Here is a 14,878-nt window from a genome sequence, read left to right as displayed (position 1 = left end):
TGAGATAAGGATGAGATGGTATTTTACAGGTATAAGAAATCTGTCATGATAATGAAATGGCAAAGAAACGGCTATTATTGAACAAATACAAGTTTCCCTGATTTCGTCCAAGAGCCATAATTAAGGGGATATTTGGAGTTAAATAATATTCCCTTCCCCTTGACGGGGGGGTTAGGGTGGGGGTGATTCTATGGGGGATAAGGTAACAACATTGGGGAAAGCCCTCAGGAAAAGACCTACAGATGCGGAACAATTGCTATGGAGTCACTTGAGGATGAAACAGATAGCAGGATTAAAATTCAGGAGGCAACAGCCCATAGATAAGTACATAGTTGATTTTGTATGCTTTGAAAACCGCATTATTATTGAAGTGGATGGCGGACAGCATGCGGTAGAAAAGAATAAGGATATAGAAAGGGAGGCATACCTTCAACTATTTGGGTTTAAGATTATAAGGTTCTGGAATAATGAGGTCTTACAAAATACAAATGAAGTTTTAGCGGCAATAAGGGAGAACTGTTTATATCACCCTCCCCTTAATCCCCTCCCGTCAAGGGAGGGGAAATAAAAACAGTGTTTCATTACGGGTTTTGGGATTAGGCGTATCTCCGTCTAAAAATAATAACTTGAATGTTAAATGAGACATAAATCACCCACTCACTTTGGAGAAGACCCTAAATTAAAAAAGTCCGGTTTTAATTTTTAAGGAGTCCGGTTTTAATTTTTAACTAACATGAAGTTTTATATCGCCGACAAAGAAGACCCCGTTATCCAGACTTATGCAAAAATTTTTATCAGTGTTCGGCGGCAGGGTCACTACAGAAAAAGAAACAGCCGGAACTGTCAGCAAAGAGCCGGTAGTAGCAAAGATAGGCCAAGAGGCAGGCCAGAGACCATTACAACCGCGCCCTCGAAGCCCAACGCCGCGGCGACTGGGCACTATATGGCGAGGAGATAAGAAAACTGGGGGAGTTGCTGAGAGGGGCAAAGTGACAATTCCTTAATTATGTGTGTAAAGTCAAATCTTCAAGTGTCACTTTTTTAAAAACGTCCTTACTGCCGAATCGTTTTACAGCATCAAGAATTTCGATACCTGCAATCTTTCCATCCGCATCGTAGTCAACTGCAATGCCTTCTGCAACATGATTTGTTGTTACTGTTGTTTCTATAAAACGAATATACAATGCATCCACTTCTGAATCGTATGTTATCCTCATATCAACCTCCTTCTCTTAAAAGAAATATGCATAGACTGTAATTACAACAATTTCGGTATCTTCCTCTACAAATAATGGTATTGATACGATAGCAAATCAAGATTTGTTTGTAAATCTATTGATAAAGCTATCTTCAGTGAAATACGAAGATACTTTCAAATAGGATTGAAGCCGGGTATTATACCGTATATCGTTTTCTCAGAGCATCATTCAGCTTTCAAGAAAAGCAATCAAGCGGGCAAATCCGAAATTAAATGAGAGAGAATTAATTGGGATATCCTAATGGTAGATTTACAGCGTTCAACAAATGTATGCGGTTCAAATTCACAATATGTTTGAAATTCCAACTCACCAAAACATCTACCATTTCACAGCTTAAACTGTTCTACAAGACTATGAAGATTATTAGCCTGTTCTTTTAAATGCTTTGCTGATCCTGAAGCTTGAGTTGCACCACTTGCTGTATCCCTGCTTACTCTTGCTATATCCTCTATATTTGAGCTGATTTCCTCAGTGGCTGCAGACTGTTCCTCTGTAGCTGTTGCTATCTGAGCTATCATATCCGTAACATTCTGAACCAGAGAAACTATCTGCTTTAAAGATTCACCTGCACTGCTTGAAAACTCTACACCCTCCTTAACCTCTTTATTCCACTCATCCATTGCTGACACAGCATCCAATGTATCTTTCTGTATCTTGCTTATTCTATCAGCAATCTCTTTCGTTGCCTGTGTTGTCCTTTCAGCAAGTTTCTTTACCTCATTAGATACAACAGCAAACCCCATCCCCTGTTCTCCTGCACGGGCCGCCTCAATAGCTGCATTCAATGCAAGCAGATTTGTCTGGTCTGCTATGTCATCAATAACAGCTACAATCTCCCCTATATGAGTGGAGGTCTTGCCAAGTTCTTTAATCGTTTTTGCAGAGATCTCCACAGAATTTGCAATTCTAATCATACTCTCTAAACTCGATTGGACAACCTTGCTGCCTGCAACTGCTGATTCCTTTGCCCTTGATGCTGAACCAGAGGCGTCAGCAGAATTTTTTGCAACTTCTAAAACTGTTGACGACATCTCTCCCACTGCGGTAACGACATGTGTAATCTGTGATGTCTGTTTCTCTGCACCGGAACTTGAAGAATTGGTAAGATTAAAAATGTCATCTGAAGCGATTGCAACCTCACCTGCACTCTCCTTCACCTTTCCTATCGTCTCCCTTAAATTGTTTCTCATTCTGTTCAGAGATTTGCCGAGGGTTCCAACCTCATCCTCTGTCTTTATCTCGAGCTCATGAACTGAGAGATTCCCCTCTGCAATATTTTCTGCCATCTCCAATGTCTCCTGGATAGGTTTGACAATCATTCTGGATATTATAAGCATAACAATAAATGTAAGAATCAGGGCAACAACTATAGTAATAAATATCGAAAACAACAATGCCCTGCGGATTGTCTTATTTACAGTGGACTTATCAAATCCAAGGGCAACTTCACCTAAAGCAGACGCTGAACCGGCTTTATCACTGGATACATTACCCCCATCAGGATTAGATTTGTTTGCAGCCTGCTTCACAGGAATCCGTATCTCATATCCTGCCCCTTCCTTAGTGCTTACCTCCCGCTCAGAATATTTACCGAATAATTTTCCTGTTTCTCTACCCTCCGGAAGCAGGAAGTCTTTATCTCCAAAACGATTTGCCTGAGTAACTACTTTTCCATTATGGATCAAGAAAACATAGACAATATCCTTCCTTGCAATCATTGCATCTAATGGCATATTTAATGTAGAAATAATCTCCGGAGTAAACTCATCTCCAAAGGATAGGGCGACTGAAAGCGGTCCTGCGATTACATCGGATAGATTCTCTCCAAGGTCCACTATCCTCTCTTTAAATTCTCTGTTAACACCCTTATTGAAAGATATAGCATTGTAAACAATAAGTGCTAAACTTACTGCAACAATACTTGCTAAAACGATCAGTCCACATTTTTTTCCTATAGGCAAATCCTGCAGCTTTTTCATAATATACCTCTTTATAAACCTATTTTATAAGTACTACTCTTTTAGCAAACCTTTATAAAGCCTGCCTCAACGTGCTGAAATCTTCTTAATTCCACCTTCATTGCCGCTTAAATCACCTTCCCAGACATAGCCGATGCCTCCATCATTTTCTGAGACATATTTAATCATGTCCTTTGACGAACCCACAATCTGAGGGGCAGACCCGCCTTCAGCAAAGACCTTTTTTACCCAGTGATTTTTATAGGCATTAGCATCCATGCCTACAAACTTTCCAAGATATTCATCAAATAGCCCTTTATCTTTCTGATTTGCAGGTTGTATCTTTGTTTTTCCTTCAAATTTTATCTTCCCTGTATAAATATCCCTGACCTTATCCATAGATATGTTATTTCCTAATGGTGAATTTGCATTAACGATAATCGCTATTTTCCCCTCACCTGCCTGAATATAACTGCTTAAGAATAATACCGCCAAGATTGCAAAAAGAAGCTTTTTCATATTTGTTCTCCTTTAAAAGGTAAATGCCCACTGAAATCCGTATACTGTATATGTATTATTATCCTTTGTTTCACTCATACCCTCTATCTTAATAGAACTTTCCGCTGTAAGGGAATATCTTATACCCAAAGTAGTTCTCTTGAGATCTTCTAATTCTAATACTGTAGTAAAAGGGTCTTTAGCATCAGGATTTAATTCTTCATAACGAATGTATGGGCGGTATTTTTCATTATAATCGTACGCCGCCTGAACAAAATATCCATTTGATGTATATTCTTTTGCCGGGTTCACAAGGCTATCTTTATCTTTCAAAGAGTAATACTCTGCTATGAACTGAACCGGTGGGGTATCATAATACATATTATATCCCACTATCTGCTGGTCTAAGGATACGGCAGCATTGCAATCTGCCTGAACAGTTACATTATCCGATGCTACTACTGCAGAACAGCTTGCATAGCGGTTAAGTTCGTGTGAGAGATATGAAATTCCAAAACCGGCGCCATTCAATAATTTTGGCTCAAGGGTCAAGCTTCCTATTAATGTTTTATTTGAGTTGTCATCAGATGTCATAGCAATCTTAAGCTCCGGATCGCGGTCAGCAAACTTATGCCCGTTACTAACGGCTAAATTATATTTTAATGTACCAATGGTGTTGTTTATATTTCCCCTCGCCCATAACCCAACCTGATGCCCTGGAACAAGGCCGCCGCCATCTTCAAATTCCAGCACCTGAGGCCTTAGAATGGGGGAATCAAGTTGACGGCCGTGATGATAAATATTCGCATAATAACCTACAGGTGTATGAAATCTGCCTATACGAAGGGACAATGAATCACTAAAGGCATATCCAACCTCTATCCGCTCGACATCAACTATCATATCACCACCGGGGGCCTCAAATACCACTTCTGACAGGACATCCAGTCTGTCAGATAGATTATGTGCTGCAAAAAAATCAACGCCACCCATCATAAACGATCCATTTTTCATGGTATCACCTGCCTTATCAGAAGATGAGGCTTGATAAGTCATGTCTGCAAATCCATTGAGTTCAAAACCATAAACCGAATTTACAGTTACGGGAATAAAAGCAGCCATCAGCACTAAGAATCCTACAAATCTCTTCATCATAATTAATTCCTCCTTAATAATTAAATCCAAAATCAAATTAACGTGAATAGCATCGTATTAATCAAAAAATAACTTTAAGAATTTCCCCCAAATCTGCTTGATTTCATTAAAAATACCAGAATTGCGGTATCAATTTACTGCGTAATCACATATTCATCTTCTCGTTCGACTAATGCGCCAAGGTTGAGTACAATGGCATTCTAATGTATGATATAATTTCCCCGGCATGAAAAATATCAGGGTTTGGGATTTACCTACACGTCTTTTTCACTGGCTTCTTGTATTGGCTTATGCCGGTGTATTTTATACCTCCTATAGTGAGTGGCTTCTTGAATACCATACCGCAGCCGGTTATACAGCGCTTGGTCTCGTTATCTTCCGTATCCTCTGGGGCTTTGCGGGAAATCGTTATGCAAGATTTTCAGGGTTTATTAAAGGGTGGAGAGAGGTTAAGACATTTCTGAAGGAAACTATAAAATTAAATCCACCGAGGCATTTAGGGCATAATCCCGCAGTGGGCTGGGCTGTGATGTTCATGCTCCTTGCAACTGCCGTCATAACCACAACCGGTATTATTGTATTCAGTGGTGAAGAAAACAGGGGTTTGTGGGCCGGGGTATTTATTTTTCAAACTGCTGAGTATGCCAGGTCAATCCACATATATCTGGCTTATGGAATGGTGGTTATGATAGTGGGTCATATATGTGCAGCGCTTTTCCATGATTTTATCTTGCGGGAAAATATAATCCTCTCCATGATAACAGGCACAAAAGAGGATAATGAATCATGGAGTGAAAGGGTATCGCATTTTCATTATGGTGAAGGCCGGTCATTAGCAAGGCTTCTCGTATTGATATTAGTCACGATACTCGGCGGAATCGGATTAGTATATCTGCCGCCTCAGGGTGGAACGGATTTCTCAAAGATGAAGCCGCCTAAGGTTATTGATGAAAAGGGGTTTGCCGTTTCCGTAGAAATTAATAATACATGGAAGGATGAATGTGCATCTTCCTGTCACAGTGCCTTCTATCCGTCACTGCTCCCCGCAAGGTCATGGGAAAAGATTTTATCCAGGCAAGCTGACCACTACGGGGATAATGTGACGCTTGATGAAAATAGCCGTAAAGAGATACTTAATTTTCTGCTGAAATCTTCAGCAGAACACTCCACTACAGAATCTTCTAAAAAAATGCTATATTCTATCCATGCAAATGAAGTCCCTGATAAGGTGACTGATGTACCATACTGGAAATATAAACATAACGGTATTGGTGAAGATGTATATAAAAGGAAGGCAATTATGAGTAAGAGTAACTGTATTGCATGTCATCCGGGGGCAGAGGTCGGCTCTTTTGAGGATGAGGATATCAAGATACCGGAATAATTAAACGGAAAAATATTAAGGAGAAGTAATAATGCGAAAAAGATTCTATGTCATGATTTTTTCACTTGGTCTTATTTTTTTAATTGCTGAGGTTCTATATGCAGCCCAGAATCTTAATCCCCAGATGAAGTCTCTAATGGACACATTCCTTACGGGGGCACATAAACAGGATTCAGGGATAAAAGGATTCAGTGCAGAAGACGGCAGGAAACTTTTTAATTCCAAGAGGATGCCCTCTGTTAAGAAAGAAGAGAGGTCATGCACTACCTGCCACACTGCCAATCCTGCAAATCAGGGGAAGACACAGGTCGGCAAGGTTATAGAGCCGATGGCCGTATCAGTAAACAAGGAACGCTTTACTGATCCTAAGAAGGTAGAGAAATGGTTTAAGAGAAACTGTGAATGGGTTTTGGAGAGGGAATGTACTCCAAAAGAGAAGGGAGATTTTGTAACATATATGATGTCATTATAATCAGTGGGTGATTTCAATCAAACCCGAAAGGAGACAAATATGAGAATGAAAAAAATTATAATCTCAATAGCAGCAGGATGCTTCTTTTTATCAGGCATGATAACAGTGAGTAAGGTCTATGCAGCAGATGAAAGAGGAGAAAGGCATGAACGGGGAGAACGTTATGAGAGGGAGGGGGCTTATAATGTTCCCGGAAGCCCTTTATATAAACAGGAATGTTCATCCTGTCATTTCCTGTATCTTCCCGGTCTTCTTCCTTCACGTTCATGGCAGGAGATAATAAAAAACAATGACAAGCATTTTGGGGAAAACCTTTCTCTTGAGGATAAGGACAGGGAGGAGATACTTTCGTACCTGACCAAGTACTCTGCTGAGAATGTAAACACTGAATGGTCTAAAAGGATTCTGAAAAGTATCGGCTCAGGAACACCGGCGAGGATAACAGAGATACCATATATTACATTAAGACATCGTAATATCCGGACTGAGTTATTCAAACGGCCCTCAGTCGGCAGTTTCTCAAACTGCGGTGCATGTCATCCCGGAGGTGCAAATGGAGATTTTGAAGAAGACCGTGTCAGGATACCAAAATAATAAACTGTCAGCCAAATGAGCAGTATCCTTACTTCGTATCTCAATATATTAGAGCAGGAATTCCCCGGCTATGAAACCAGACCTCAGCAGGTTGAGATGGCCGGCTATGTCTATGATTGCCTCAAGAACAAAGAGAGCCTTCTTATCGAGGCGGGAACCGGAGTAGGGAAGTCCTTCGGCTATCTTATTCCTGCAATCCTGTCAAAGGAAAAGACTGTTGTATCCACAGCCTCTATAGCCCTGCAGGACCAGCTTGTGAACAAGGACCTTGTTACCTTAAAGAATATTCTCCCTCAGGAATTTTCGTTCGGCATCTTAAAGGGGAAGAATAATTATCTCTGCATAAAAAGAGACAGGGAGTTTGTATTTAGCGGTGAGTTATATGATAAGTTCAGGGACTGGGCATCCAACACAATCACAGGTGATAAGGATGAACTCTCATTCGTGCCGGATTTCTGGTCTAAAGTAGGAGGGGATTCGGATGATTGCAGCGGCAAGGAGTGTCCCTTCTACAACGACTGTTTCTATTACAGGCACTACAGACAACTCCATAATGTTGACATACTGATAACAAACCACTATCTGCTCATGTACGACATGCTTTCAGAATTCAATGTACTGCCGTTTCATGACCAGTTGATCATTGACGAGGCACATCAGATTGAGAATGTTATTTCCAATGTTTTGGGTACTACTTTAAGCAGGTCACGTTTCCTATGGCTCTTCTATCGTCTCAAGGGCTTTAAGATTGCCATTGACCACCTGTTTGATCCGATAGACACCTTCTTTAAGAAGAGCAGTAAAAAATGGGAAGATGGAACTTCTTCTCAGGTTTCGCAGGCTTCCGGGGCAATTCATCCTATACCTGATGGCTTAATCAACTCCCTGAAAGAATTCCGGACAGTGGTGTCCCTTAATAAGATAATAGGCAGACTGAAGGACTGTAAGGATGCGGCTGTTGAAGAAGAAGAGAATGACAGGGCAGAGACAACCATAAATTATGTAAAGTCCCTCAGCCGCGACATTGACGATTTTATTGATCAGGATGATAAAGATAAGGTTTATTATCTTGGATGGAACAGGGATTATCTTGAGTTGAAGAGCAATATCGTTGAATCAGGCCGCCCATTTGCAGGGCTTGTCAGTTGTTATAACAGCATAATCATGACATCAGCTACTCTGACTGCCGGAGGAAATTTTGATTACCTGAAGAAAAGGCTCGGCATAACTGAGTTTGAAGAGGAGATAATCGGTTCTCCTTTTGATTATAAGAAGCAGGCGATGCTCTATATTGATAAGAAACTCCCGCCGCCGGACAAGGGGAACAATGAAAAATTTAAACAGGAATCCCTGAAGACTATTGAAGGTCTTATCAATGCATCCAAGGGAAGGGCACTCGTACTTTTTACCTCGTATCATCATCTCAATTTTACAGCAAAGAATATCAAGACAGAATATCCCGTCAAGGCCCAGGGAGACATGCCGCCTTCAAGATTGATAAAGTGGTTCAAAGAAACCCCTGATTCTGTTTTACTGGCAACTGCTACCTTCTGGCAGGGTATTGATATAAAGGGTGAGAAGCTGAGTCTTGTTGTAATAGTAAAGATGCCGTTCGGTTCTCCGGGAGACCCTGTATATGATGAGCGGTGCAGGAGGCTCAAAGACAAGTGGTTTACAGACCTTGCCCTCCCATCCGCCATCCTTATGCTGAGACAGGGCATCGGCAGACTCATCAGGGGTGCAGATGACAGGGGAGTGGTAGCCATATTGGACAGCCGCCTTGTCACAGGCTCATATCGCAAGACCATTATAAATTCCCTTCCTGACATGGATATTGTATACAGTATTGAAGAGGTGGAGAAGTTTTTTGGAAAGTGATCCCATAGTCGAGGTCAGGAATCTTACAAAGGTCTTTGACGGCTTTGCTGCTGTTGACCAGATTTCTTTCTGCCTCTATCGAGGGGAGATAGTAGGACTCCTCGGCCCGAATGGCGCGGGCAAGACTACAACCCTTCAGATGCTCCTGGGCACCCTGACTCCCACCGCCGGCAGCGTGAAGATATTCGGCCTTGATATTAATAAGAACCGGCAGGACATCCTGAGCAGAATCAACTTTTCCTCGACCTATACCTCAATGCCGACTGCCCTCAGCATCTATGAGAATCTCAGGGTCTTTGCCGCCCTTTACGGGGTGAGGAATTACCATGAAAAGATTGATGAGGTAATGCATTTGTTTGATATTTATAACCTCAGAAATCAGCTTACTGAAACACTGTCATCCGGCCAGATGACCCGCCTCTCTCTGGCAAAGACATTTCTTAACAACCCTGCAGTATTGTTCCTTGATGAGCCCACTGCCAGCCTCGACCCGGATATTGCAGACAGGACAAGGGGTATATTGAAGATGAGACGGGACAGGAACGGAATGACTATCTTCTACACCTCACATAATATGAAAGAGATGGAGGAGATGTGCGACCGGATCATCTTCCTCAACCGTGGAAAGATTATTGCAGAGGGGACGCCTGAAGAGATACTGAGGCGCTATGAGGAGGAACACCTTGAGGCGTTATTCCTGAAGATTGCGAGGGAGGGAGAATGAGTTTCTATCGGATATTTGCCGTAGTCCTCCGACACCTTTATTTGTATAAGAGAAGCATTGCACGTCTTATGGAGACCTTCTACTGGCCGCTTCTGGACCTGCTGGTGTGGGGATTCATCTCTGTCTATCTGGAGCAGTATAAAGGCGGTCTGCCGGGTTTTGTCACCTTCTTCATCGGCGCCCTGATCCTGTGGGACATGCTCTTCCGCTCCCAGCAGGGTATATCAATCTCATTCCTTGAGGAGATGTGGTCAAGGAACCTGATGAACCTTTTTGTCTCCCCCCTCCGCCCGGGTGAATTCATCATTGCCACAATGGTCATCAGTATCCTGAAACTCCTCTCTGCATCCATTGTCACTATCTCCCTCGCATGGCTCATTTACTCATTCAATCTCTTTACCCTCGGGATCTCGCTTGTTCCCTTTATCCTGTGCCTTACCCTGATGGGATGGGCCGTCGGCATCCTGACAACCTCTCTCATCCTGAGATACGGCCAGAAGGCAGAGGTACTGGCATGGGGAATCGCCTTTCTATTTCAGCCCATTTCCGCAGTCTTCTATCCGGTCTCAGTCCTCCCGAAGTTCCTGCAGACCATTGCAAAATTCGTCCCCGCTGCCCATATCTTTGAAGGGATGCGGGCCGTCATCATGCACGGAGAATTCCCTGTGCATGAACTGATATGGGCCGCAGGCCTCGACGCCGTCTATCTGATAGGTTCCATCCTGTTCTTCTACGCCATGTTCCGTAGTGTTAAGATTAGGGGGCTGTTATTGCATATAGGGGAGTAGTGGTGAAAAATGAGGGTGGCGGCATTGCCCTGATTTGCCGGCCTTTGTAGTTGACGCAGGACTTAACCTTTAATAAACAATCATTTATTTTTTCTCTTTTTTTTGCCTTTTTCTTGAGGTCATTTACATTATCTTTAATCTTCCAGTCTGTAGGCCATAAGTGTTCTTTCAGATATTCACTTACCTCTTTTAACTGGGGATCCCTTTCAATCCACTCATCAAATTCCTTTTGCGATAGTTCACGCCCCCTTTTACATCTGCAATAAGAGCCTTGAACAAGAAGATGGCAACTTCTGATAATGATATATTTCTTGGTACCTCAGCAAGGATGTTATAAAACATCTCCGTCAATCGTTAGTGTCAGTTTTTCCCCCATCCTTTTTACCCTCCGAAGTTTTGACGTCTTAACGTCAACAGGTGTTAGCGTGCCAGTCAAGATTTTTATTATTCCTGTGTCTTTTTGACAATAGCTTCCATGTAAATTGTAGCAGATATTATAATTATGCTATATTATAGCCATAGAGTACTTGAGGAGGTAAAAGATATGAAAACAATAAATGTCCCTCTTCCAGATAAACTGGTTGCAGAGGTTGAAAGTTATGTTAAGAGCGGATGGTTCACGGATGAAGCAGAACTCATCCGCACGGCTTTGCAGGAGTTTATCCGCCACAACAGTTTAAAACTGATGGAACAGTTCATGGAAGAAGATATTAAATGGGCTTTGAAGGCAAAAACTGGAAAATAAATGAACCCTATCGTAAGCGATACCGGCCCTATCCTACATCTTCAGGAAGCAGGACTCTTAGAACTACTCAATAAAGCTGGCAATATTTATATTCCTGAAATCGTAGACATTGAATTAAAGGGACTACACCCACAATGGGATAATAAAAGACCCGACTGGTTATTTGTTGAGCTATTATCACACGATGAAACCTCTCAAGCAGAGTTATTATCCACCACCGGCCTTATGGATTCAGGGGAAGCAGCAGCAATCATCCTCTCCAAAAAAATCAAGGCAACATGGTTTCTGACTGATGACACAGAGGCAAGGATATTTGCCACTTTATCAGGAATTGAAGTACACGGCTCATGAGGTATCGTGTTATGGTCTGCTGCTATGGGTCATCTTGGCTATGATGAAGCAAAATCTGCGATTAATAAACTTGCCAACACATCCCTGTGGATTTCAAAGGCTATTCTATCTCAGGCTTATAAGGCACTGGATACGATATTTGAGAAATACCAGTAATCATTACTTTCCAACGTGCCTTATTATATTGGAAGAATTTCAGTTTCGTCATTTAACTATAAAATCGCAACGGGAGAAACCGAATACCTACTGAGTAGAGCACCTTTTATGGTGTGGTACTTTTGTCATTATTTTTTTCGCTAACAATTTTTCTCAACGTATGATCTCTTGGTTTTGTTTAACTTGGATTAAATCAATCTGGATACGAGACTCATCCATAACTTGTGAAATCTGAGATGCACCCTTAGCTCCAATGACGTTTGATGATGCATCAGAAACAATATCTCCTGCAATTTTGGGTAGGTCATCAACCTCCGCAATACGTATATCCAACTTGTAATTCTTAACACTATCAAAAGCAAACACCCCACAAGCAGAGCTTAGTGCAATGATTATTACTAATTTCAGTATTTTTTTATTCATAGCATATTCCTTTCAGTTTGAGGCCGTGCCGAACGCAAAAAATCATAAACCATATTTAAATGGCCTAATTAGTTAAAATTTTCCAGCTGATATCTTTTCAAACATTACAGAATTTTCCCCGGGGTTACCTCTCCGATGTTTGTCTAAAAAAGCATTATAGGTTCTTCACCAAAATTTGGACAAGCATTTCTAAAATCATCTTTCGTAAATGGTTCTCTTAAAATCCCACTTTTTACAGCTTTTACGATGCAACTATACACCTTATGTGCCATAAATTTTTATCTCCTTTCAAATAGGTTAAAGGATAGACTGCAGGTCTTGAATTATAAGTTTACAACCAAAAACTGGTGTTACCACCTTGTCAAAGACAATAATTGCAGAGCAGGTAAGTAAGTCTATGCGTAATTACAGAACTATGCTACTACTCACTACTATTCTTTTTTAAGTTCCTTCGCTGAGCCTGCAATGCCTTACAATTCATTTTCACTTATTTCAGCAATCTTCATTATAGAGCGTAACATCCCAATCTTTAAATCTTTATTCCCGAGAACAGGGATACTGATTCGTTCTTTTCTGCCGGTCATCATATACACATGATGACTGCCGTGTACCTTTTTCAATTGCCAGCCTTTTTTCTCCAGAATCTTGCACAAATCCCTTCCTGATATGCTTTTCATACAGCAATTTCCATTACTCAGTCTTCCGGCTTTAGTTCAATGTTTTCTAAGTCAACTGATAAACATGCCTCTATTGCTTCATAAATATTCTGAAGTAACTCGTCCCATGTATCTCCTTGAGTATGACATCCGGGGATAGAAGGAACCTCGGCCCAAAATCCTCCTTCTTCTGCGTTGTGTACGACTACCTTGAGCTTCATATTAAATCACCTCCCTTGCCGTCTACAGTATTCCTTCTTACCTTGATTTATCGAGGTTAGAATAGCAATATGAAATCTTACTGTCAACTAACACTGACCTTTAATTCCCCCTTAATCCATAATAGATATAATTTATTCATAAAGAAAATAAATAAGGTACTAACCAATAAGAAAGAAAAACGAAAGGAGGAAAAAATACAATGGAAAGAGATGAAAAGAAGGCTTTTATCGCCCACGCAGTAATTACACTGGTTTTAGCAGTCGCTATGTTAACCGGCGGACAGTTTTTACTGTAATACCCAGTAATACCCAGTAATCCCCAGTAATCCAATGACCCGCTTTATGCGGTCTGTCTGAAATCCTGCTCCGTCCCTCATCATCTGAATATATAACCTGATGAGGGACATTCATTTTTTACCCCCTTCTCTACTGCCTTCAAAAAGACCTTGCTGATTTTGAAAATTTCTCCAAATATATAGCTGATTATCTCAGCGCGCTTGCCTGACTTAATCTGGATCAGAATTCGCATTGCCTGCATCTTTTGACATCAGGCATTCTTAGGCAGTATGCTGTTGTAAACCTTGATCATAATATAACGGAGGAAGCCTATGGCAAAAGAAAGAAGGATATTCTCTATTGCGGAATTTACCCGTCCGTCAATTGATAAACCAATCCGGTCAGTAATACAGGAGACCGAGGAATCATTGGTTATAGTCTGGCATGTCGGCCCTGGGCAGGAAATATCTGCACATGTCCATCCACACGGACAGGATATATGGACGGTTATTTCAGGTACAGCAGAGTATTATCAGGGAGTGGGGTTGTCGGCACACCTTAAATCAGGAGAAATTGCAATTGCCGAACCGGGACAGGTACATGGAGCAATGAACACCGGCTCAGAGCCTTTTATATTTATCTCTGTTGTTGCACCTAAAAATGCCGGTTACGAATCGGCTGAAAAATAAAAAGCCCGTCTGGAATGAATCCATACGGGCATATATGCAGTAGACTGAAGCGTCTTAGTATCAGGCTATGAAATAGGATGCTACCATTGCTACGACACCCTGTCCGAGTATGATGCTTGTCCAGAATGCTATTGCCTTTGCGTTTTCTGCCTTCATTGTCTAATCCTCCTTATAATTTAGTTGGGGTTAATCTGTCTTATGAGATTAATTATAGGGATTGAAGATTAGAGAAGGATTAAAGGGAGGGCTTACCCACACGCGAAACGGTAGAGCAAAATAAGCTTGATGCCATTGAATTACATGTTCATGGACTTCAGGAAGATAATCTGCCAATTCCTGAACCTCACTCCTTTGCGGAATATGTTGTAGTTAAATAAATGAGAATAGATGCATCTAAGTATTCACTTGAGAGCCGTTTAATCCAGGGATTATCTGATGAGAATTCTATCCAGTAATCATCAATCTTTTCCGGCAAAACCTGTTCCTTACCACGATATAACCTTTACCATACCTAAGGGTCTGTCATAAAATAACCTATACATTTATGCATCTCATCTTCCGGCCATCTTTGTGTGCTCCTCAATCGCAACCCCTCAGCGTAGATTCAACTACGCCTTCGGGTTTGCTCAATCGGGCGCACTCAAACCTGAC

At 41.4% G+C, this 14,878-nt stretch carries 20 protein-coding genes; 12 read left to right on the top strand and 8 right to left on the bottom strand.

Annotated features, from left to right (window positions below; translation table 11 throughout):
- The first annotated feature begins 190 nt into the window (after positions 1-190).
- Both HZA08_09875 and HZA08_09870 read left to right on the top strand, forming a co-directional pair.
- Positions 191-568 carry an endonuclease domain-containing protein gene (locus tag HZA08_09875; protein MBI5193733.1) on the top strand — a complete coding sequence of 126 codons (378 nt, stop codon included), beginning with the start codon at positions 191-193 and terminating at the stop codon, positions 566-568.
- Between the two features lie 211 nt (positions 569-779).
- Positions 780-1,004: a hypothetical protein gene (locus HZA08_09870; GenBank protein ID MBI5193732.1), complete on the top strand. Its 225-nt coding sequence runs from the start codon at positions 780-782 to the stop codon at positions 1,002-1,004.
- Here HZA08_09870 and HZA08_09865 read toward each other — a convergent pair whose 3' ends face one another.
- From HZA08_09865 to HZA08_09850, 4 genes are all read right to left on the bottom strand, one after another.
- Positions 1,005-1,217 carry a DUF2283 domain-containing protein gene (locus tag HZA08_09865; protein MBI5193731.1) on the bottom strand — a complete coding sequence of 71 codons (213 nt, stop codon included), beginning with the start codon at positions 1,215-1,217 and terminating at the stop codon, positions 1,005-1,007. It abuts the gene before it with no gap.
- 368 nt (positions 1,218-1,585) lie between these two features.
- On the bottom strand, positions 1,586-3,238 hold the full coding sequence (locus tag HZA08_09860; GenBank protein MBI5193730.1) for a HAMP domain-containing protein: 1,653 nt from the start codon (positions 3,236-3,238) through the stop codon (positions 1,586-1,588).
- A 66-nt stretch (positions 3,239-3,304) separates the two neighbouring features.
- Positions 3,305-3,736, bottom strand: a complete 432-nt coding sequence (locus tag HZA08_09855; GenBank protein ID MBI5193729.1) for a hypothetical protein — start codon at positions 3,734-3,736, stop codon at positions 3,305-3,307.
- Positions 3,737-3,748: 12 nt separating this feature from the next.
- Positions 3,749-4,870 (bottom strand): hypothetical protein, encoded by a 1,122-nt coding sequence (locus tag HZA08_09850; GenBank protein MBI5193728.1) that lies wholly within the window; start codon positions 4,868-4,870, stop codon positions 3,749-3,751.
- A gap of 226 nt (positions 4,871-5,096) precedes the next feature.
- On the opposite strand from HZA08_09850, the gene HZA08_09845 reads away from it, so the two are divergent.
- From HZA08_09845 to HZA08_09805, 9 genes are all read left to right on the top strand, one after another.
- The gene (locus HZA08_09845; protein MBI5193727.1) at positions 5,097-6,254 is read left to right on the top strand and encodes a cytochrome b/b6 domain-containing protein; all 1,158 of its coding nucleotides are present in this window, start codon (positions 5,097-5,099) and stop codon (positions 6,252-6,254) included.
- A gap of 124 nt (positions 6,255-6,378) precedes the next feature.
- Entirely contained in the window at positions 6,379-6,726 is a 348-nt protein-coding gene (locus HZA08_09840) for a DUF1924 domain-containing protein (GenBank protein ID MBI5193726.1), read from the top strand.
- A 45-nt stretch (positions 6,727-6,771) separates the two neighbouring features.
- Positions 6,772-7,320 (top strand): diheme cytochrome c, encoded by a 549-nt coding sequence (locus HZA08_09835; GenBank protein MBI5193725.1) that lies wholly within the window; start codon positions 6,772-6,774, stop codon positions 7,318-7,320.
- A 15-nt stretch (positions 7,321-7,335) separates the two neighbouring features.
- Entirely contained in the window at positions 7,336-9,198 is a 1,863-nt protein-coding gene (locus HZA08_09830; protein ID MBI5193724.1) for a hypothetical protein, read from the top strand.
- Positions 9,188-9,922 carry an ABC transporter ATP-binding protein gene (locus tag HZA08_09825; protein ID MBI5193723.1) on the top strand — a complete coding sequence of 245 codons (735 nt, stop codon included), beginning with the start codon at positions 9,188-9,190 and terminating at the stop codon, positions 9,920-9,922. Before HZA08_09830 ends, HZA08_09825 begins: the two co-directional genes overlap by 11 nt.
- Positions 9,919-10,710: an ABC transporter permease gene (locus HZA08_09820; GenBank protein MBI5193722.1), complete on the top strand. Its 792-nt coding sequence runs from the start codon at positions 9,919-9,921 to the stop codon at positions 10,708-10,710. The genes HZA08_09825 and HZA08_09820 overlap by 4 nt, the downstream gene beginning before the upstream one ends.
- A gap of 544 nt (positions 10,711-11,254) precedes the next feature.
- Entirely contained in the window at positions 11,255-11,455 is a 201-nt protein-coding gene (locus tag HZA08_09815) for a hypothetical protein (protein ID MBI5193721.1), read from the top strand.
- Positions 11,456-11,806, top strand: a complete 351-nt coding sequence (locus HZA08_09810; GenBank protein MBI5193720.1) for a hypothetical protein — start codon at positions 11,456-11,458, stop codon at positions 11,804-11,806.
- Between the two features lie 6 nt (positions 11,807-11,812).
- Entirely contained in the window at positions 11,813-11,962 is a 150-nt protein-coding gene (locus HZA08_09805; protein ID MBI5193719.1) for a hypothetical protein, read from the top strand.
- Positions 11,963-12,115: 153 nt separating this feature from the next.
- On the opposite strand, the gene HZA08_09800 is transcribed toward HZA08_09805, so the two are convergent.
- The 4 genes from HZA08_09800 to HZA08_09785 form a co-directional block, all read right to left on the bottom strand.
- Entirely contained in the window at positions 12,116-12,385 is a 270-nt protein-coding gene (locus HZA08_09800) for a hypothetical protein (protein MBI5193718.1), read from the bottom strand.
- Between the two features lie 470 nt (positions 12,386-12,855).
- Positions 12,856-13,062, bottom strand: coding sequence for a type II toxin-antitoxin system HicA family toxin (locus tag HZA08_09795; protein ID MBI5193717.1), 207 nt, complete (start codon positions 13,060-13,062; stop codon positions 12,856-12,858).
- Positions 13,063-13,079: 17 nt separating this feature from the next.
- A complete protein-coding gene (locus tag HZA08_09790; GenBank protein MBI5193716.1) occupies positions 13,080-13,262 on the bottom strand; it encodes a type II toxin-antitoxin system HicB family antitoxin in 183 nt (60 codons plus the stop codon).
- A gap of 376 nt (positions 13,263-13,638) precedes the next feature.
- On the bottom strand, positions 13,639-13,791 hold the full coding sequence (locus tag HZA08_09785; GenBank protein MBI5193715.1) for a hypothetical protein: 153 nt from the start codon (positions 13,789-13,791) through the stop codon (positions 13,639-13,641).
- A gap of 79 nt (positions 13,792-13,870) precedes the next feature.
- Here HZA08_09785 and HZA08_09780 point away from each other — a divergent pair, with 79 nt between their 5' ends.
- Entirely contained in the window at positions 13,871-14,227 is a 357-nt protein-coding gene (locus tag HZA08_09780) for a cupin domain-containing protein (protein MBI5193714.1), read from the top strand.
- Positions 14,228-14,878 lie beyond the last annotated feature (651 nt).

The sequence above is a fragment of the Nitrospirota bacterium genome, assembly GCA_016212215.1.
Taxonomy (GTDB): domain Bacteria; phylum Nitrospirota; class 9FT-COMBO-42-15; order HDB-SIOI813; family HDB-SIOI813; genus JACRGV01.
The sequence above is the reverse complement of the archived record's forward strand: the minus strand, read 5'-3'. Positions and strand labels throughout refer to the sequence as shown.